The sequence below is a fragment of the Phycicoccus sp. DTK01 genome (genome assembly GCF_017312765.1).
GTDB lineage: Bacteria > Actinomycetota > Actinomycetes > Actinomycetales > Dermatophilaceae > Phycicoccus > Phycicoccus jejuensis.
The window spans coordinates 41,946-59,676 of the sequence record NZ_BOPU01000006.1 but is presented as its reverse complement, the minus strand read 5'-3'; the positions used below and the strand labels follow the sequence as shown (position 1 = coordinate 59,676).

The window sequence follows — 17,731 nt, the reverse complement described above, 5'->3', positions numbered from 1 at the left end:
CCCCGGCCGCGGGAGGGGTGCGCGGTGGCAGGGTGGGAGACGGCGCCACCGACCGGTCGGCGCCGCCACGGACGATGGAGGAACGACGTGCGGGTCGCGGTGCTGGGGACGGGGATCATGGGCAGCGGGATGGTCCGCAGCCTGCTGCGCGAGGGGCACGAGGTCGTGGCCTGGAACCGCACGGCGGAGCGCGCCGAGCCGCTCGCCGCCGACGGCGCGACGGTGGCCGGCTCGGTGGCCGAGGCCGCGGACGACGCCGACGTCGTCGTGACGATGCTCTTCGACGCGGACGCGACCGTCGAGGTCGGCCGGGAGGTCGTCGCGCACCTGCGCGAGGACGCCGTCTGGCTGCAGTGCGGCACCGTCGGCGTCGAGGGGGCCGCGCGGGTGGCCGAGGTCGGTGACGGGCGGGTGCTCGACGCGCCGGTGCTCGGGACGCGCAAGCCGGCCGAGGAGGGAGCGCTGGTCGTGCTGCTCTCGGGCCCGGAGGCGTTGCGGCAGAGGGTGGCTCCGGTGCTCGAGGCCATCGGGTCGCGGTCGGTCGTGGCCGGTGACGAGGTCGGGGCGGCGAGCGCGCTCAAGCTCGCGTGCAACGCATGGGTGGCGCTGCTGACGGCGGGGACGGCGCAGTCGCTCGCCCTCGCCGGCGCGCTCGGGGTCGACCCCGCGCTGTTCCTCGAGGCCATCGACGGCGGCCCGGTCTTCGCTCCCTACGCGAAGGTCAAGGGCGGGGCGATGCTCGCGGAGGACTGGACGCCCTCGTTCGAGGTCGACGGGGTCGTCAAGGACCTCGGCCTCATGGTCTCGGCGGGCGCGGCGGCCGGCTTCCCGACCGAGCTGCTCCACGTCCTGCACGAGCTCTTCGCGCAGGCGTCGGGAGCCGGGCACGGCGCCGACGACATGGCCGCGGTCCGCACCGTCTTTCCCTGACCCTCCTCGGGTCGAGTGCGGAAGTGGTCACCGGGGCAGCCGCTTCCGCCCTCGACCCCGACAGGCGCGGGGGTTGAGGGCGGCGGTAGCGCAGGCAGCCGCTTCCGCACTCGACCCCGACGGGGGCGCTGGTCGCCTCGTCAGGAGCGGCCGACGCGCCAGGTGGTGCGGGCCTCGAACACCTCGCCGGGGCGCAGGGTCGCGTCGGGGAAAGCCGGATGGTGCGGCGCGTCCGGGAAGCCCTGCGTCTCGAGCGCCACACCGGCGGACCGGCGCAGCGGACGGCCGTCGAGGCCGGTCAGCGACCCGTCGAAGTGCGCCCCGGTGTAGACCTGCACCGCCGGGCGGTCGGTGTGCACCTCGACCCACCGGCCGCTCGCCCCGACGAGCCGGGCGGCCCGCCGCATCCCGGCCCCGTCGACGACGAGGTTGTGGTCGAGGCCGCCGCCGCGCACGAGCTGCTCGTCGTCGAGGGCCAGGACGTCACCGATGCGTCGCGCCTGCCGCAGGTCGAACGGCGTGCCGTCGACCGGCAGCACCTCGCCGGTCGGCAGCAGGTCCGGGCCGACCGGGGTGAAGGACGACGCGTCGACCTCGAGCCCGTGGTCGAGGACGTCCGGGGCGTCGTCCAGCGCGAAGTAGGCGTGGTTGGTCATCCCCAGGTAGGTGGCGGCCGTCGTCGTCGCGTGGTGGTGCAGCCGCACCTCGTCATCGGTGACCTCGTACGTCACCCGCGCGGTCACCTCGCCGGGCAGCCCCTGGTCGCCGTCCGGGCTGACCAGCCCGAGCACGACCCGGTCCGGCGTCTCCTCGAGGACCTCCCAGGTGCGCCGGTCCCAGCCCTCGGGCCCGCCGTGCAGCGCGTTGGCGCCGTCGTTCGGCGGGACGCGGTGCTCGGTGCCGTCGACGACGACGCAGCCGCCGCCGAGCCGGTTCGTGAAGCGACCGACGGTCGCGCCGAGGTAGCCGCCGTCCGCGACGTACGTGCCGGGGTCGTGGTGGCCGAGGACGAGGTCGACCGGGCCGCCGTCGTCGAGGACCAGCCGGCGCGCGGCGGCCCCGGCGGTGACGACCTCGAGGGCCAGCCGGTCGCTGCGCAGGACGAGGGTGCGGGAGGGAGCGCTCACGGCGCCATCCTGCCCGGTGCGGCGCTTCCTGAGAGGCGGGTGGGTCCGGCCGCCGCTCCGGCCGGGCGGGGCGTCGGCGCGCCCGCCTAGACTCGCCGCATGCGCGTCCGGCTCGGCCTGAGGAGCCGCATCCTCGCCCTGACGATGCCGGTCGTCCTGCTCATCAGCGCCGCGCTCGCCGGCATCGTCTACCTCTCGCTCGGGCAGGTGCTCGAGGCCTCCGCCCGGGACGTCGCGCGCGCCGAGGTGGTCGAGCTGCGCGCCGACCTCGCGGTGCACGGCGTGAGCGACCTCATCGGCACGCACGCCGTCCTCGACGGCAACCGCGTCGTCCAGGTCGTCGACCCGCGCACCCGTGAGGTCGTCGCCGCGACGGGCGGCGCCCCCACGACGCCGCTGCTCCGGGTCGAGCCCGAGGGCGACTCCGTGCGCGTCGAGAAGGTCAGCGACGTCACCGGGCTGCCCGAGGGCGCGTGGGTCGTGGCCACCGCCGACGCCGCCTCGCCCGAGAACGAGCACTACACGCTGCTCGTCGGGGTGCCGACCCGTGTCGAGACGACCGCGCTCGGGCAGTCGACCGAGTTCGCGTTCATCGGCGCCGTCGGGCTCATCGCCCTCCTCGGCGCCGTGACGACCTTCGCGGTCGGCCAGGCCCTGCGCCCCGTCGAGCGGATGCGCGACCAGGTCGAGGCCGTCGCCGCCTCGGGTGCGCCACCGGCCCCCGGCCCGGCCCTCGAGGTGCCCGCCGGGCGCGACGAGCTCGCCCGCCTCGCCGAGACGATGAACCACCTCCTCGAGCGGATGCACACCGCCGACGCCTCGCGCCGGGCGTTCGTCGCCGACGCCGGCCACGAGCTGCGCAGCCCGCTCGCGACGATCCGGGTGCTCCTCGACCGGCTCGCCGAGGAGCGGCCGAGCACCGACCGGCAGGCGACCGCGGCCCGCGCGTCCGCCGAGGTCGACCGCCTGGCCGTCCTCGTCGAGGACCTGCTGACCCTCGCCTCCGCCGACGAGCACGCGATGGTCCTGCACCGCGCCGAGATCGACCTCGACGACGTCGTCCTCGCCGAGACCGGGGCGCTGCGGGCGCGGGGGATGCCCGTCTCGGTCGCCGTCGAGCCGGTGCGCCTCGAGGGCGACCCCGCGCGGCTCGGGCGGGTCGTGCGCAACCTCCTCGAGAACGCCGAGCGGCACCGCAACGAGGTCGTCCGCGTCCGGCTCGGCCACGACGGGGAGGCCGCCGTGCTCACCGTCGACAACGACGGCCCGCCCATCGAGCCGGCCGACCGCGACCGCGTCTTCAACCGCTTCGTGCGCCTCGACGACTCGCGCACCCGCGGCACGGGCGGCACCGGCCTCGGTCTGGCCATCGTCGCCGAGGTCGTGGCGGCGCACGACGGCACCGTCGAGGCCACCGAGAGCCCCGAGGGATGGTGCCGCTTCGCGGTCAGGCTCCCGGTGCAGGCTCCGTCGGGTTGAGCCGGTAGCCGAGGCCGCGCACGGTCTCGATGACCTTCGTGTCGAAGGGCGCGTCGATCTTCCGGCGCAGGTACCCGATGTAGACCTCGACGACGTTGTCGGCGCCCGGGTAGTCGGAGTCCCAGACGTTCTCGAGGATCTCGGCCTTGCTCTGGACGAGCCCGACCTTGCGCATCAGGTGGTGCAGGAGCGCGTACTCGCGGGCGGTCAGCTGGATCTCCTGCCCCTCGCGGGTCACCCGCCGGGTCGTGGGGTCGAGGCTGAGCGGACCCGCCTGGAGGGCGACCGGCCGCTCGGGGGCGCCGCGCCGGGCCAGGGCCTGGAGCCGGGCGAGGAGGACGGGGGTGCTGAAGGGCTTGGTGACGTAGTCGTCGGCGCCGAGCTCGAAGGCGTCGGTCTGGTCGAACTCGCCGTCCTTGGCGGTGAGCATGAGCACGGGCGTCCACACCTTCTGGTGGCGCAGGTGCTTGAGGACGTCGTACCCGTTCATCCCCGGCAGCATGATGTCGAGGACGAGGGCGTCGTACTGGCTGGAGAGGCCGAGCCGCAGCCCCTCCATGCCGTCCTCGGCATGGTCGACGACCCAGCCGGCCTCGCGCAGGGCGTCGCCCAGCGCCGCGGCCAGGGGTTTCTCGTCCTCGACGAGGAGCAGCCTCATCGCGTCTCCCTCCGTGCGGTCGTCGTGCTGCGGGACCCTACCCCCCGCGCGTCGTCGGACGCTCCGGACGTCAGGTACAGTACTCGGGTCCGGTCGGCCGAGAGGCGCTCCGGACCTCGGACCGGCGTCCGGGAGCTGCGAACCCCCTGCACGCAGCTCCCGGGCGTCTTCCGTTGTGGGGGAATCTTATTCGTCGGGCGTGGAGCGCCGGGCCGGCGCTCAGTGGTCGCGCAGCGCCTCGATCAGCTCGTCCTTGGTCATCGACGAGCGGCCCTCGACCTCGAGCTCCCGGGCGCGCTCCTGGAGCTCCTTCTTCGTCCACTCCTCGTAGGCCGGGGACGAGCCCCCCTTGTGGCCCACGGCGGAGCGCGAGGTGTTGGCGGCGGCGTTGGCGATGCGCGCCGACTTCTCCTTGCTGTTGCCCTCGTCCCGCAGCTTCTCGTAGAGCTCGGGGTCCTTGACCGAGGGTCCGGGATCCTTGCGTGCGGGCACGGCCGCCTCCTTCGTCGCTGGTCCGTCGTTCCTACCCCCTCCCGGCCCCGGTCACGCTCCCGGCGCGGAACCGACCCTCGCACGCCCCGTGGGACGACGGATTCCGCGGGTTTCGGCAGCGATTTCGCGCGGTTAGGATGCCGCCATGATCGAGCAGCAGCGGATCCTCGCGACCGCCATCCCCGGCCCGCGCTCCCAGGAGCTCCAGGCGCGCAAGACGGCCGCGGTCGCCTCCGGCGTCGGCACCGGCCTGCCGGTCTACGTGACGGACGGCGCGGGCGGCATCATCCGCGACGTCGACGGCAACCAGCTCATCGACCTCGGCTCCGGCATCGCGGTGACGACCGTCGGCAACGGCAACCAGCGGGTCGTCGACGCCGTGACCGAGCAGATCGCCCGGTTCACGCACACCTGCTTCATGGTGACGCCGTACCAGCCTTACCTCGAGGTCTGCGAGAAGCTCAACGCGCTGACCCCCGGCGACCACGAGAAGCGCTCGGCCCTGTTCAACTCCGGCGCCGAGGCCGTCGAGAACGCCGTGAAGATCGCCCGGCACGCCACCGGCCGGCAGGCGGTCGTCGTGTTCGAGCACGGCTACCACGGTCGCACCAACCTGACGATGGGCATGACCGCGAAGAACATGCCCTACAAGCACCGCTTCGGCCCGTTCGCACCCGAGGTCTACCGCGTGCCGATGGCCTACCCGTACCGCTGGGCCGGCGGCCCGGAGCGCTGCGCCGAGGAGGCGCTGCGCACGGTGACCGACATGATCCACGCGCAGGTCGGCGAGGAGAACACCGCCGCCGTCGTCATCGAGCCGATCCAGGGCGAGGGCGGCTTCATCGTGCCGCCGGAGGGCTTCCTGCCCGGCCTGGCCGAGTACTGCCGCGAGCACGGCATCGTCTTCGTCGCCGACGAGGTGCAGTCCGGGTTCTGCCGCACCGGCGACTGGTTCGCCAGCGACCACGAGGGTGTCGTCCCTGACCTCATCACGACCGCGAAGGGGATCGCCGGCGGCATGCCGCTCGCGGCGGTCACCGGCCGCGCCGACCTCATGGACGCCGTCCACGGCGGCGGCCTCGGCGGCACCTACGGGGGCAACCCGGTCGCCTGCGCGGCGGCGCTCGCGAGCATCGAGTCGATGGAGGTCGACGACCTCGCCGGCCGGGCGCGCAGCATCGGCAAGATCCTCGGCGACCGGCTCGGCTCGCTCGCCGAGAAGCACCCCGAGATCGGCGACGTCCGTGGCCGTGGCGCGATGATGGCGATGGAGCTCGTCACCGACCCCGCGACGAAGGAGCCCGCGGCCGCCCTCGCCGCCGCCGTCAACAAGGGCTGCCACGAGCGCGGCGTCGTCACGCTGACCTGCGGCACCTACGGCAACGTGTTCCGCTTCCTGCCGCCGCTCTCGATCGGCGACGACCTGCTCCACGAGGCGATGGACGTCCTCGAGGAGTCGATGGGCGCGGCGCTGGCCTGAGCGTGGCCACCTCCCTGCCCGCCGCGTTCGACCTCTCCGGGCGCACGGCGCTCGTCACCGGTGCCGGCTCACCGACCGGCATCGGGATGGCCTGCGCGCGCCTGCTGGCCGAGTGCGGCGCCCGGGTCGTCGTCGGCGCCACCACCGACCGCGCGCACGAGCGGGCCGCCGAGCTGCGGGCCGAGGGCCACGACGCGGCCGGGGTCGTGGCCGACCTCACGACGCCGGACGGGGCCTCGACAGCCGTCGCGGCCGCGCTGGAGCTCGCTGGCGGGCTCGACGTGCTCGTCAACAACGCGGGGATGGTCTCGGTCGCGTCCGGCGGCGACTACCTCGGCGGCGACCTCGAGGGGACGCCGCCCGACCGGTGGTCGGCCTCGATCGCGCGCAACCTCGACACCGCGTACCTCGTGACGCGGGCCGCCCTGCCCCACCTGCGCCGCAGCGGGTCGGGGCGCGTCGTCATGGTGTCGTCGACCGCCGGGCCGGTCATGGCGCTGCGCTCGGACGTCGCCTACGCCGCGGCCAAGGCCGGGGTGGTCGGCCTGGCGCGGGCCGTGGCCGTCGACGAGGCGGTGCACGGCGTGACGGCCAACGCGGTCGCGCCGGGGTGGATCGCCACGGGGTCGCAGACCCCGTCGGAGGAGCGCGAGGGCCATCTCGTGCCTTCGGGTCGCTCGGGGACGGCGCAGGAGGTCGCGGCGGCGGTCGCCTTCCTCGCGAGCCCGGGTGCCGCCTACGTCACCGGCCAGCTGCTCGTCGTCGACGGTGGCAACGGGGTGGCGGAGGAGCGCCTGCCCCGCTGAGCGACGTGGTGCCGGGCGCCGCCGCGGTTCCTGCCGGATGCGCACGCAGCTGCCGGCGCATCCGGCAACACCCCCGGCGGCGTCGGTGGGTGACGGTCGTCAGGCGCGGTCGTGGAGCGTCACGTGGTAGCCGTCCGGGTCGGCGAAGGTGAAGGTGCGCCCGAACGGCCCGTCGACGGGCGCGGCCACGACGGGGTGACCGTCGGCGACGAGCGCGTCGTGGATGTCCTGGACGTCGGTGGCGTGCAGCCACACCGCGGTGCCCACGCCCGGGCGCTGGCCTGCCCCGAGGTCGGTGCCCGGCACGACGTCGCGCAGCGCGAAGGCGATCGGCCGGGTCTCGAAGACGACCGCGTGCGGCGGACCGGCGGGGGAGCGGACGAGGCCGAGGTAGGTCTCGTAGAACGCCTGCGAGGCGTCGAGGTCGCGGACCTGGAGCGAGACGAAGTCGGGGCCGGTCACGGGCATGGGTTCCTCCTGCGGTTGAGTGTCAGTTTTCTGACACGTGACACTGTATGTCAGACTTCTGACATGAGTCCAGAGCGCGACGGCGTCGACCTCGACACCTCGGTCGGGTACCTGCTCAAGGTGGCCTCGAGCGCCCTGCGCGCCGCGATGGAGCACGCGCTGCGCCCGCTCGGGATGACGGTCACCCACTACTCGACGCTCGAGCTGCTCGCCCAGCGCCCGGGCCTGTCCGGCTCCGAGCTCGCCCGCGGGACGTTCGTCACCCGGCAGTCGATGCACGTCCTGCTGCAGTCGCTCGAGGAGCTGGGGCACGTCAGGCGGCCGCAGGAGGCCGAGGTCGGCAGGACGCTGCCGGCGACCCTCACGCCGCTGGGGCGCCGGCGCCTCGCCCTGGCGAGCGCGGCCGTCCGGGAGGTGGAGCAGACGATGCTCGGCGGACTCTCCGAGAGCGAGAGGGCCGAGGCGTTGCGCCTCCTGCGCTCGATGGCCGACGCCCTGCGCTGACCCCGCACGTGCGGGCTTTTCGTGGTCGGGTGGGGGTTCGGACAGCGACAACCCCGCACGTGCGGGCTTTTCGTGGTCGGGTGGGGGTTCGGACAGCGACAACCCCGCACGTGCGGGCTCTCCCGCGGGCCGGGAGAGCGGTCGGGAGGGGTCTCGGACGCTCGTAGAATCGCTGGGTGACCCGCCCCGTCCTGCGCCAGGTGCACACGATCGGCAAGCGGCGGGCGTGGGCGATCTGGGTCGTCGGCCTGTCGGTCTACGTGCTCGCCGTCTTCCACCGCACCTCGCTCGGCGTCGCCGGCCTGCTCGCGGCCGAGCGCTTCCACATCTCCGCCGCCCAGCTGTCGACGTTCACCGTCGTCCAGCTCGCGGTCTACGCGGCGATGCAGATCCCGGTCGGCGTGCTCTTGGACCGCTTCGGCTCCAAGAAGCTCATGCTCACCGGCCTGCTGCTCATGTCCGGCGGCCAGCTGTGGTTCGCGGTCGCCGGCACCTTCGAGGTCGGCGTCGCCGCGCGCGTCATGCTCGGCGCGGGCGACGCGATGGTCTTCACGTCCCTGCTGCGCCTCGTCGCCGTGTGGTTCCGGGTCAAGCAGGCGCCGTTCGTCACCCAGCTGACCGGCATGATCGGCCAGCTCGGGGCCGTGGCCGCCGCCACGCCGCTGGCCGCAGCCCTGGCCACCTTCGGGTGGACGAGGTCGTTCGCGACCGCCGGCGGCGTCGGCCTGGTGCTGTCCGTCGGGCTCCTCGCCGTCGTCAAGGACTCGCCCTACCGCGGCGAGGCCGTCGAGAAGATCAAGGTCCGCGCCCTCGCGAAGACCCTCGCCGAGGTCTGGGGCAACCCCGGGACGCGCCTCGGCCTCTGGGTGCACTTCTCGTCGCAGTTCGGCGCGACGGTCTTCACGATGCTCTGGGGCTTCCCCTTCCTCGTCGCCGAGGGGATGACCCAGCAGGCCGCCTCGCTCGTGCTGGTCGCGATGACGGTCACCGCGATGGCCGCCGGGCCGGTCGTCGCCGCCTTCACCGCCCGGATGCCCTACCGCCGCTCGCAGCTCGTGCTCGGCATCGTCGGCGTCATCGCCACGGCGTGGGCCGTCGTCCTGCTCTGGCCCGGGCCCGCGCCCACGTGGCTGCTCTACGTCCTCGCGGTCGTCACCGCCTTCGGCGGCCCGGGTTCGATGGTGGGCTTCGACCTCGCCCGGACCTTCCACCCGTCCTCGCGGCTCGGCCGCGCGACCGGTGTCGTCAACATCGGCGGGTTCACCGCGTCGCTCCTGGCCATCGCGCTCATCGGCGTCGTCCTCGACCACCTCGCGCCGGGCGGCCCGGAGGACTACACGCTCGACGACTTCCGCATCGCGATGTCCGTGCAGTTCCTCTTCTGGGGCCTCGGCGCCGTGCAGCTCGTCCGCTACCGGCGGCGCAGCCTGCGGCACATCGAGGAGGTCAACCCCGTCGCGCTCGACCGGCTGCGCGAGGGCGAGACCCTGCTGCCCGGCATCTCGCGCGACCTCGACGGCTGAGCCCGCCGGCGGCCGACGCCCGCTGCTCGTTCGACGGTCACGCGCCCGTCGCGTGTCGGACCCGCCACGGACACCGGCGCCTGCCTAACGTTGACCACGGACCGGGCCACGTATGAGATGGCCCGGTCCGCCCGCGTCCGGGGGAGGTGGCGGCGTCAGCCCGCCGTGCGGGGGCTGTAGCTGCCGCTCGGGGTGGCGCAGTAGGTGAACGGGCCGCCCAGGCGGGCGTGGTACTCCATCGTGCGCTGGTCGACGCGCAGGAGCAGGAGCTCGCCCTCGACCGTCATCTGCGTGTAGGCCATGCCCTTCTGCGGGCAGCCGAGCGAGCCGTCGGCCCACGTGACCGGCAGGTACCCGCCGATCCGCACGTCACCCGCGACGATGCCCGCGCGGCCGGCGGCGTCCTGCATGGCGGCCTTCACCTCGGGACGGTCGGCGAGACCGGCGGGGACCTCACCGTCCGCGGGCGGCGGGACGGTCGGCCCGCTCGACGGGTCGGGGCCGCTGGGGCTCGTCGTCGGGTCGGGGGAGGGCGTGGTCGCCGGGGGCGGGGTGGTGGCGCCGGTGCTGGTGCCCGTCGCGGAGGGGGTGGTGTCCCCTCCGGGGGCGGTGGCGCTGCCGCAGGCGGCGAGCAGGGTGGCGGTCAGGGCCGCGGTGACGACGAGGGGGAGGCGCACGAGGGTTCCTTCCGGTGGAGGTCCGGGGGTGGGACGCGCCGGGGGCCCGACGGGTTCCGCCACTCAGCGCAGGACGTGCCGCCCGATGACGAGCCGCTGGATCTGGTTGGTGCCCTCGAAGATCTGGGTCACCTTCGCCTCGCGCATGAACCGCTCGGCCGGGAAGTCCTGGGTGTAGCCGGCGCCGCCGAGGACCTGGACGGCGTCGGTGGTCACCTTCATCGCGGCGTCGGTGGCGACGAGCTTGGCGACCGCGGCCTCCTTGCTGAAGGCGCGCCCGGCGTCCTTGAGGCGGGCCGCGTGCAGGTAGGTCGCGCGGGCGCTCGTCACCGCGGCCTCCATGTCGGCGAGGAGGAACGACAGGCCCTGGAACTCGCCGATGGCGCGTCCGAACTGCTTGCGCTCCTTGGCGTACGACGCCGCGAGGTCCAGCGCGCCCTGTGCGAGACCGGTGCTCGCCGCGGCGATGCCCAACCGGCCTGCGTCGAGGGCGGACAGCGCGATGGCCATCCCCTGACCCTCGTCACCGATGCGGCGGTCGGCCGCGACGCGGACGTCGTCGAACATCACCTCGCGCACGGTGTCGCAGTGCAGGCCCATCTTCTTCTCCGGCGTGCCGAACGACAGGCCCTCGGCGTCGGCCGGGACGACGAAGCACGACAGGCCGCGGCCGCCGTCGTCGGAGGTGCGGGCGAAGGTCGTGTAGTAGTCGGCGTGGCCGGCGTGGCTGATCCACGCCTTGCGGCCGCGGATCACGTAGGAGTCGCCGTCGCGCGTGGCCCGGGTCGTCATCGACGCGATGTCGGAGCCGGCGAGCGGCTCGGAGAGGCAGTAGGCGCCGAGCTGCGCGCCCGAGAGCATCCCCGGCAGAAGAGCGGCCTGCTGCTCCGCCGTGCCGAAGGCGGTGACCGGGTAGGCGGTGAGCGAGTGGACCGAGACGCCGACGGCGACGCTCATCCACGCGCTCGCGACCTCCTCGACGACCTGGAGGTAGACCTCGTAGGGCTGCCCGTAGCCGCCGTGCTCCTCGGGGTGGGGGAGCGAGAGCAGCCCCGCCTCGCCGAGCGTGCGGAAGACCTCGGTCGGGAACTGCTCGCCGGTGGCGGCGGCGCGCTCGGCCTCGTCGACCTGCGGTCGCAGGGTCTTGTCGCAGATCTCGCGGGTCAGGTCGATGAGGTCCTGACCCTCCTCGGTCGGCATCAGCCTCGTCGCAGCCATGCCCCGAGGGTAACGAGGTGGTTGGACGTCCAACAAAACCCGGGACGGACCGACCGCCCCGCCGTCACAGGACGGGCGGCCGGTGCGGGGTCGGGGCCTCGTCCGGGTCGCGGAAGCGCACCAGCTCCGGGCGCTTGGCGGTGCGGGCGTCGCCGGACGACGTGCCGCGCACGCGGCGCTCGACCCACGGGGCGGCGTGCGTGCGGACCCACTCGGCGTGCTGGCGCAGCTCGTCGGAGCGCGAGGTCCGGTCGGCGGGCGGCAGGGGAGTGGTCCAGTCGGCGGTGTCGGTCTCGTGGCCGAGCGCCGTGAGGGCGGCGAGCGCGACGCGGCGGTGGCCCTCGGTCGTCAGGTGGATGCGGTCCTCGGACCACATCCGCCAGTCGCGCAGCGCCCGCATCCCCCAGAGGTTGAGGACGTGGCAGCCGTGGTCCTGCGCGATCGTGAAGATGTTCGCGGCGTGGACGGCGTGCCGGCCGCGCAGTGCGCGGAAGAGGCCGGCGTCGCGGGTGTCGGTGGGCGTGGCGAGCAGGACGTCGGCGCCGGCGGCCCGCAGGCGCACCACCGCGTCCTCGAGGCGGGAGGCGAGGGAGTCGAGGTCGACGCTGGGGCGCAGCAGGTCGTTGCCCCCGCCGACCATCGAGACGAGGTCGGGGGCCATCTGCAGGGCGGCGTCGAGCTGCGGGCCGACGACGTCCGAGAGCGTGCGCCCGCGCACCGCGAGGTTGGCGTACCCGAAGGGCAGGTGCTCGGCCTCGGCGACGCCGTCGAGGGCGTGGGCGAGCCGGTCGGCCCAGCCGACGAAGGCGTCCGGGCGGTCGGGGTCGGGGTCGGACATCCCTTCCGTGAAGGAGTCGCCGATGGCGACGTAGCGGGTCCAGACCCGGCGCTCGGCGGGGTGGGTGGTCACGTGAGCCTCCAGTCGACCGGCGCGGCGCCGGCCTCGGTGAGCAGGGCGTTGGCGCGCGAGAACGGGCGCGAGCCGAAGAACCCGCCGTGCGCCGACAGCGGGCTCGGGTGGGCGGACTCCAGGCAGGGGATGCCCGCGCCGGTCAGGTGCGGCGCGAGCGAGCGGGCGTCGCGGCCCCAGAGGATCGCGACGAGGGGTCCGCCGCGCTCGGTCAGCGCCTCGATGGCCCGGCCGGTCACCTCCTCCCAGCCGCGGCCGCGGTGGCTGGCCGGCTTGCCGGGGGTCACGGTGAGCACGCGGTTGAGCAGGAGGACGCCCTGGTCGGCCCACGGCGTGAGGTCGCCGGTCTCCGGTCGGGGCAGGCCGAGGTCGGTCTCCATCTCCTTGTAGATGTTGACCAGGCTCTTCGGCACCGGGCGCACGTCGGGCTCGACGGAGAACGACAGGCCCATCGCGTGCCCGGGCGTCGGGTAGGGGTCCTGGCCGACGACGAGCACGCGCACGGCGTCGAGCGGCTGCTGGAAGGCGCGCAGGACGTGGGGGCCGCCCGGCAGGTAGCCGCGGCCGGCGGCGACCTCGCCGCGGAGGAACTCGCCGAGCCGGGCGACGGTGTCCTCGACCGGGGCCAGGGCCCGTGCCCATGAGGGGTGGACCAGCTCGTGCAGCGGCCGGGCGGGGCTCGGGGAGGGCGCGGAGGACATCGGCCCCACGCTAGTACGCGCCGGTTGGTGGCCCGCCGGGAGCACCCGCACGGGTCCGGTCAGGCGAGGATGCCGCGGACCTCGGCGAGGCGCTCCGGCACGAGGCGGTACCAGGCCCACGAGCCGCGGCGCTCGCGCTCGAGCAGGCCGGCGTCCGTCAGCACCTTGAGGTGGTGCGACACCGTCGGCTGGGCGAGGCCCACGAGGTCGGTGAGGTCGCAGACGCACGCCTCGCCGGCCTCGGTCGCCCGGATGGCACTGACCAGCCGCAGGCGCACCGGGTCGGCGACGGCCTTGAGGAGGCTCGCGCTGCGCTCGGCGTCCGCACGGGACATCCCGCCGTCGACGCCGATGCCGCAGCAGGCGCCGGTGGTGCTCGTGAGGGGCAGCTCGCGGACCGGCACGGGGACCTCCTGGATCGACAGGCCTCCATATTGACACACGTCGATGCCGTGGTCCACGCTGTCCCCATCGACGTCCGTCGATGCCAGACCTCTCCCGGAAGGTGCCCCCATGACCGCCGGCCCCACCACGCCGCCCACCGGCCGCGTGCAGCTCGCCCTCAACGTCAGCGACCTCGAGGCGTCGGTCGCGTTCTACTCGGCGATGTTCGGGGTGCCTCCGCACAAGCGCCGCCCGGGGTACGCCAACTTCGCCGTCGAGCAGCCGCCGCTCAAGCTCGTCCTCATCGAGACGAGCGAGGCCACGCGCGGCACCGGCGCCGCCGGCGCGCTCAACCACCTCGGGGTCGAGGTCGGCTCGACCGACGAGGTCGCCGCGGCGCGCGAGCGGTTCTCGGCCGCGGGGCTCGCGGCCTTCGACGAGGACGACACGACGTGCTGCTACGCCCTCCAGGACAAGGTGTGGGTCCACGACCCGGCCGGCGCCCCGTGGGAGGTCTACACCGTCAAGGACGAGAACCCGGTCGACGGCCGGCCCGCGACGGCCAGCCTCGAGGTGCTCGGCGCCGAGGGGACCTGCTGCCCGTGACGGTCCCCACCGACGCCCCGGCGCCCGCCCCCGCGGGCGCCGCCCGGCTGTCGACCCTCGACCGGCTGCTCCCCGTGTGGATCGGCCTCGCGATGGTCGCCGGCCTCCTGCTCGGGCGCCTCGTCCCCGGCCTCGGCGAGGGCCTCTCGGCGGTCGAGGTCGACGGCGTCTCGCTGCCGATCGCCCTCGGCCTGCTCGTCATGATGTACCCGGTGCTGGCCAAGGTCCGCTACGACCGGCTCGACACCGTGACCGGCGACCGGCGGATGCTCGTCGCGAGCCTCGTCCTCAACTGGGTGCTCGGCCCGGCGCTGATGTTCACGCTCGCGTGGCTGCTGCTGCCCGACCTGCCCGAGTACCGCACCGGGCTCATCGTCGTCGGGCTCGCGCGCTGCATCGCGATGGTCGTCATCTGGAACGACCTCGCCTGCGGCGACCGGGAGGCCGCGGCCGTGCTCGTCGCGCTCAACTCGGTCTTCCAGGTGGTCGCGTTCGCCGGCCTCGGCTGGTTCTACCTGTCGGTGCTGCCGGGGTGGCTCGGCCTGCAGCAGACCGCCCTCGACGTGTCGGCCTGGGACATCGCCCGGTCGGTGCTGGTCTTCCTCGGCATCCCGCTCGTGCTCGGTTACCTCTCCCGCCGGCTCGGCGAGCATCGCTGGGGGAGAGACGCGTACGAGCGCTCGTTCCTGCCGCGCATCGGCCCGTGGGCGCTGTACGGACTGCTCTTCACGATCGTCGTGCTGTTCGCGCTGCAGGGTGAGCAGGTCACGAGCCGGCCGCTCGACGTCGTCCGCATCGCGCTGCCCCTCCTCGCCTACTTCGTCCTCATGTGGGGCGGCGGGTTCGTGCTCGGCCGTTGCCTCGGCCTCGGCTACGCGCGGACGACGACCCTCGCGTTCACCGCGGCCGGCAACAACTTCGAGCTCGCCATCGCCGTCGCCATCGCGACCTTCGGCGCGACCTCCGGGCAGGCGCTCGCGGGCGTCGTCGGCCCCCTCATCGAGGTGCCCGTGCTCGTCGGGCTCGTCTACGTCTCGCTCGCCCTCCGGAAGGGGTTCTCCCGTGGCTGACCGCCCGTCCGTCCTGTTCGTCTGCGTCCACAACGCCGGCCGCTCCCAGATGGCCGCCGCCTGGCTGCACCACCTCTCGGGCGGGGCCGTCGAGGTCCGCTCGGCCGGCAGCGCTCCCGGCGACGCCGTCAACCCGGTCGCCGTCGAGGCGATGCGCGAGGTCGGCATCGACATCGCCGCCGAGCGCCCGAAGATCCTGACCCCGGAGGCGGTGCAGGCGTCCGACGTCGTCGTGACGATGGGCTGCGGCGACACCTGCCCGTTCTTCCCGGGCACCCGCTACGAGGACTGGGTGCTCGACGACCCGGCCGGCCAGGGCATCGGGATGGTGCGAGGCGTGCGCGACGAGATCCGGACGCGGGTGCTCGCGCTCCTCGACGAGCTCGGCGTCCCGGCCGCCGATCCGCCCCACTGACTGCGAGTTCCGCCGCTCGACACGCCCCGGAACGGCGCGTCGAGCGGCGCAACTCGCAAGAAGTCGGGAAGGGGCTGCGAGAGGGTGGGTCTCGACGGGGGTGGCGGCCGGGGGTGGACCGCCGTCCGGCCCGCGACGCCGCCCCGTCAGACTGGACCGGTGACCGCGACCCCGCCCTGGCCGACCGTCCTCTTCGACCTCGACGGCACCCTCGCCGACACGATCCCGCTCATCGTCGCCTCCTACCAGCACGCCTTCCGGGCGGTGCTCGGCGAGGAGGTCGAGGAGACGCGGGCGCGCGCGTGGATCGGCCGGCCGCTGCTCGAGGCGCTGCTCGAGGAGAGCCCCGAGCACGGCCACGCGCTCGACGCGACTTACCGCGAGTGGAACCTCGCGAACACCGGCCGGCTCATCCGCCGCTACGAGGGCGTCCCCGAGCTGCTCGAGGCCCTGCACGCGGCCGGCGTGACGACCGCCGTCGTCACCTCGAAGCGCCAGGAGACCGCCCGGCTCGCGCTCGAGGGCGTCGGCATCGACCACCTCGTCGAGGTCGTCGCCGGCCTCGAGGACACCGACCGGCACAAGCCCGCCCCGGACCCCCTGCTGCGCGGCGCGACCGTGCTCGGCGTCGACCCGGCCCGCTGCGTCTACGTCGGCGACGCGACGGTCGACGTGCAGGCCGCGCAGGCCGCCGGGATGGACGCCGTCGCCGTCACGTGGGGCGCCGGCGACCGTGCGGCGCTCGCGGCCCAGGGCCCGACGGCGCTCGTCGACGAGGTCGCCGACCTGCAGGCGCTCCTGCTCGGCCGCGCGGCCTCCTAGACTCCCGCCCGTGCACCCCACCACCCCCTACTCCCCGAACGCCCACGAGGAGCTCGCGGCCCTCCTCGACGCCGTCACCGCGTACGCCGAGGAACGCATCCGGATGGAGCCGCCGCTGGACCGCGTGCGGACCCAGGAGGACCTCGACGCCACGCTCGGCCGCACGGTCACCGCGGGAGGCCTCGGCGGCTCCGAGGCGATGCGGATCTTCTCCGACGAGCTCGCGCCGGCCTGCCTGTCGGTCGACCACCCGCGCTACCTCTCCTTCATCCCGTGCGCGCCGAGCGACGCCTCGGTCGTCTTCGACCTCGTCGTCGGCGCGTCGTCGATCTACGCCGGGTCGTGGCTCGAGGGGTCCGGCGCGGTGTGGGCCGAGAACCAGGCCCTGCGCTGGATCGCCGACCTCGTGGGGATGCCCGAGGGCGCCGGCGGCGTGTTCGTGCCCGGCGGCACGATCGGCAACCTGTCGGCGCTCGTCGCGGCGCGCGCGACGGCCCGCCACCGCGCGGCGGCCGGCCAGCGCCCGTGGCGGGTGGCGGCCACCGCCGGGGCGCACAGCTCCATCGCGTCGGCCTGCGAGGTCATGGACGCCGAGCTCGTCGGGGTGCCCGCCGACGAGGCCGGACGGCTGACCGGCCCGGCGCTGCGACGCGCCCTCGAGGAGCACGGCCCGGAGACGTTCTTCGCGGTCGTCGCGACCGCCGGCACGACGAACTTCGGCATCGTCGACGACCTCGCGTCGGTCGCCGAGGTCTGCCGCGAGCACGGCATCTGGTTCCACGTCGACGGTGCCTACGGCGGCGCCGGGCTCGCCGCCCCGTCGGTGCGCGACCTCTACGCGGGCATCGAGCACTGCGACTCCTTCATCGTCGACCCGCACAAGTGGCTCTTCGCGCCCTTCGACTGCTGCGCGCTGCTCTACCGCGAGCCGGCCCTCGCCCGCGCGGCGCACACCCAGAAGGCCGGCTACCTCGACGTCCTCACCGAGGCGCCCGACTGGAACCCGACCGACTACTCGGTGGGGCTGACCCGCCGGGCGCGCGGCCTGCCGTTCTGGTTCTCCCTCGTCGTCAACGGCACGGACGCGTACACGGCCGCCGTCGAGCGGACCCTCGACGTCGCCCGCTACGCCGAGGCCGAGATCGTGCGTCGGCCGGAGCTGGAGCTCGTCCGCGAGCGCGACCTCTCGGTCGTCGTCTTCCGGCGCCTCGGGTGGTCGCCGGCCGACTACCAGGCGTGGTCGGACCGGATGCTCGCCGACGAGTTCGCGTTCGTCGTCCCGACGACGCACGAGGGCGAGACGCTGGCGCGCTTCGCCGTCGTCAACCCGGCGACGACCGAGGACGACATCCGGGACATCCTCGACACGATGGCCTGACCGGTCGGTCGGGTCGACCGGGTCCGCTGGGGGCCGTGGGTCACGTGTGACTCGTGAGTCGGGCCGCAGAGGAGGTGTCCAGC

20 protein-coding genes are annotated in these 17,731 nt (G+C 74.4%); 11 read left to right on the top strand and 9 right to left on the bottom strand.

What is annotated here, in order from left to right; translation table 11 throughout:
- Positions 1 to 24 precede the first annotated feature (24 nt).
- Positions 25 to 930, top strand: coding sequence for an NAD(P)-dependent oxidoreductase (locus tag J3473_RS13740; protein ID WP_256437949.1), 906 nt, complete (start codon positions 25 to 27; stop codon positions 928 to 930).
- 140 nt (positions 931 to 1,070) lie between these two features.
- On the opposite strand, the gene J3473_RS13735 is transcribed toward J3473_RS13740, so the two are convergent.
- Complete coding sequence (locus tag J3473_RS13735) at positions 1,071 to 2,057, bottom strand: aldose epimerase family protein (protein WP_207024282.1); 987 nt, start codon at positions 2,055 to 2,057, stop codon at positions 1,071 to 1,073.
- Between the two features lie 99 nt (positions 2,058 to 2,156).
- Between J3473_RS13735 and J3473_RS13730 the strand changes: the two genes are divergently transcribed.
- Entirely contained in the window at positions 2,157 to 3,536 is a 1,380-nt protein-coding gene (locus J3473_RS13730; protein ID WP_207024280.1) for a cell wall metabolism sensor histidine kinase WalK, read from the top strand.
- Here J3473_RS13730 and J3473_RS13725 read toward each other — a convergent pair.
- Together J3473_RS13725 and J3473_RS13720 are read right to left on the bottom strand one after the other, a co-directional pair.
- Positions 3,505 to 4,194, bottom strand: a complete 690-nt coding sequence (locus tag J3473_RS13725; protein ID WP_030528603.1) for a response regulator transcription factor — start codon at positions 4,192 to 4,194, stop codon at positions 3,505 to 3,507. The genes J3473_RS13730 and J3473_RS13725 overlap by 32 nt on opposite strands.
- 219 nt (positions 4,195 to 4,413) lie before the next feature.
- On the bottom strand, positions 4,414 to 4,686 hold the full coding sequence (locus J3473_RS13720; RefSeq protein WP_207024278.1) for a Rho termination factor N-terminal domain-containing protein: 273 nt from the start codon (positions 4,684 to 4,686) through the stop codon (positions 4,414 to 4,416).
- 145 nt (positions 4,687 to 4,831) lie between these two features.
- On the opposite strand from J3473_RS13720, the gene gabT reads away from it, so the two are divergent.
- Positions 4,832 to 6,166, top strand: coding sequence for a 4-aminobutyrate--2-oxoglutarate transaminase (gene gabT / locus J3473_RS13715; protein ID WP_207024276.1), 1,335 nt, complete (start codon positions 4,832 to 4,834; stop codon positions 6,164 to 6,166).
- A 2-nt stretch (positions 6,167 to 6,168) separates the two neighbouring features.
- Positions 6,169 to 6,972, top strand: coding sequence for an SDR family NAD(P)-dependent oxidoreductase (locus J3473_RS13710; RefSeq protein WP_242525869.1), 804 nt, complete (start codon positions 6,169 to 6,171; stop codon positions 6,970 to 6,972).
- A 99-nt stretch (positions 6,973 to 7,071) separates the two neighbouring features.
- Here the strand turns inward: J3473_RS13710 and J3473_RS13705 are convergent, their stop codons facing one another.
- A complete protein-coding gene (locus tag J3473_RS13705; RefSeq protein WP_030528607.1) occupies positions 7,072 to 7,440 on the bottom strand; it encodes a VOC family protein in 369 nt (122 codons plus the stop codon).
- 63 nt (positions 7,441 to 7,503) lie between these two features.
- Here J3473_RS13705 and J3473_RS13700 point away from each other — a divergent pair, with 63 nt between their 5' ends.
- Together J3473_RS13700 and J3473_RS13695 are read left to right on the top strand one after the other, a co-directional pair.
- Positions 7,504 to 7,944 carry a MarR family winged helix-turn-helix transcriptional regulator gene (locus tag J3473_RS13700; RefSeq protein WP_207024273.1) on the top strand — a complete coding sequence of 147 codons (441 nt, stop codon included), beginning with the start codon at positions 7,504 to 7,506 and terminating at the stop codon, positions 7,942 to 7,944.
- 176 nt (positions 7,945 to 8,120) lie between these two features.
- The gene (locus J3473_RS13695) at positions 8,121 to 9,467 is read left to right on the top strand and encodes a nitrate/nitrite transporter (RefSeq protein ID WP_207024272.1); all 1,347 of its coding nucleotides are present in this window, start codon (positions 8,121 to 8,123) and stop codon (positions 9,465 to 9,467) included.
- 155 nt (positions 9,468 to 9,622) lie between these two features.
- On the opposite strand, the gene J3473_RS13690 is transcribed toward J3473_RS13695, so the two are convergent.
- From J3473_RS13690 to J3473_RS13670, 5 genes are all read right to left on the bottom strand, one after another.
- Positions 9,623 to 10,144: a hypothetical protein gene (locus tag J3473_RS13690; protein ID WP_207024270.1), complete on the bottom strand. Its 522-nt coding sequence runs from the start codon at positions 10,142 to 10,144 to the stop codon at positions 9,623 to 9,625.
- Positions 10,145 to 10,207: 63 nt separating this feature from the next.
- On the bottom strand, positions 10,208 to 11,362 hold the full coding sequence (locus tag J3473_RS13685; RefSeq protein WP_207024268.1) for an acyl-CoA dehydrogenase family protein: 1,155 nt from the start codon (positions 11,360 to 11,362) through the stop codon (positions 10,208 to 10,210).
- A gap of 64 nt (positions 11,363 to 11,426) precedes the next feature.
- Positions 11,427 to 12,272 (bottom strand): SGNH/GDSL hydrolase family protein, encoded by an 846-nt coding sequence (locus tag J3473_RS13680; protein ID WP_256437948.1) that lies wholly within the window; start codon positions 12,270 to 12,272, stop codon positions 11,427 to 11,429.
- Positions 12,269 to 12,973 (bottom strand): uracil-DNA glycosylase, encoded by a 705-nt coding sequence (locus J3473_RS13675; RefSeq protein WP_207024266.1) that lies wholly within the window; start codon positions 12,971 to 12,973, stop codon positions 12,269 to 12,271. The genes J3473_RS13680 and J3473_RS13675 overlap by 4 nt, the downstream gene beginning before the upstream one ends.
- A gap of 59 nt (positions 12,974 to 13,032) precedes the next feature.
- Positions 13,033 to 13,308, bottom strand: a complete 276-nt coding sequence (locus J3473_RS13670) for a metalloregulator ArsR/SmtB family transcription factor (protein ID WP_030528614.1) — start codon at positions 13,306 to 13,308, stop codon at positions 13,033 to 13,035.
- Positions 13,309 to 13,486: 178 nt separating this feature from the next.
- On the opposite strand from J3473_RS13670, the gene J3473_RS13665 reads away from it, so the two are divergent.
- From J3473_RS13665 to J3473_RS13645, 5 genes are all read left to right on the top strand, one after another.
- Positions 13,487 to 13,963 carry an ArsI/CadI family heavy metal resistance metalloenzyme gene (locus J3473_RS13665; protein ID WP_207024264.1) on the top strand — a complete coding sequence of 159 codons (477 nt, stop codon included), beginning with the start codon at positions 13,487 to 13,489 and terminating at the stop codon, positions 13,961 to 13,963.
- Positions 13,960 to 15,033, top strand: coding sequence for an ACR3 family arsenite efflux transporter (arsB, locus tag J3473_RS13660; RefSeq protein ID WP_207024262.1), 1,074 nt, complete (start codon positions 13,960 to 13,962; stop codon positions 15,031 to 15,033). The genes J3473_RS13665 and arsB overlap by 4 nt, the downstream gene beginning before the upstream one ends.
- A complete protein-coding gene (locus J3473_RS13655; protein ID WP_207024260.1) occupies positions 15,026 to 15,448 on the top strand; it encodes an arsenate reductase ArsC in 423 nt (140 codons plus the stop codon). Before arsB ends, J3473_RS13655 begins: the two co-directional genes overlap by 8 nt.
- 159 nt (positions 15,449 to 15,607) lie before the next feature.
- Positions 15,608 to 16,270: an HAD family hydrolase gene (locus J3473_RS13650; protein WP_207024258.1), complete on the top strand. Its 663-nt coding sequence runs from the start codon at positions 15,608 to 15,610 to the stop codon at positions 16,268 to 16,270.
- A gap of 10 nt (positions 16,271 to 16,280) precedes the next feature.
- Positions 16,281 to 17,648 carry an aminotransferase class V-fold PLP-dependent enzyme gene (locus J3473_RS13645; RefSeq protein WP_242525868.1) on the top strand — a complete coding sequence of 456 codons (1,368 nt, stop codon included), beginning with the start codon at positions 16,281 to 16,283 and terminating at the stop codon, positions 17,646 to 17,648.
- Positions 17,649 to 17,731 lie beyond the last annotated feature (83 nt).

Excerpts from the sequence above, each read along its gene's own strand:
- J3473_RS13730 (WP_207024280.1), top strand. The coding sequence starts at position 2,157 with ATGCGCGTCCGGCTCGGCCTGAGGAGCCGCATCCTCGCCCTGACGATG.
- J3473_RS13725 (WP_030528603.1), bottom strand. The coding sequence starts at position 4,194 with ATGAGGCTGCTCCTCGTCGAGGACGAGAAACCCCTGGCCGCGGCGCTG.
- gabT (WP_207024276.1), top strand. The coding sequence starts at position 4,832 with ATGATCGAGCAGCAGCGGATCCTCGCGACCGCCATCCCCGGCCCGCGC.
- J3473_RS13705 (WP_030528607.1), bottom strand. The coding sequence starts at position 7,440 with ATGCCCGTGACCGGCCCCGACTTCGTCTCGCTCCAGGTCCGCGACCTC.
- J3473_RS13700 (WP_207024273.1), top strand. The coding sequence starts at position 7,504 with ATGAGTCCAGAGCGCGACGGCGTCGACCTCGACACCTCGGTCGGGTAC.
- J3473_RS13685 (WP_207024268.1), bottom strand. The coding sequence starts at position 11,362 with ATGGCTGCGACGAGGCTGATGCCGACCGAGGAGGGTCAGGACCTCATC.
- J3473_RS13675 (WP_207024266.1), bottom strand. The coding sequence starts at position 12,973 with ATGTCCTCCGCGCCCTCCCCGAGCCCCGCCCGGCCGCTGCACGAGCTG.
- J3473_RS13670 (WP_030528614.1), bottom strand. The coding sequence starts at position 13,308 with ATGTCCCGTGCGGACGCCGAGCGCAGCGCGAGCCTCCTCAAGGCCGTC.
- J3473_RS13665 (WP_207024264.1), top strand. The coding sequence starts at position 13,487 with ATGACCGCCGGCCCCACCACGCCGCCCACCGGCCGCGTGCAGCTCGCC.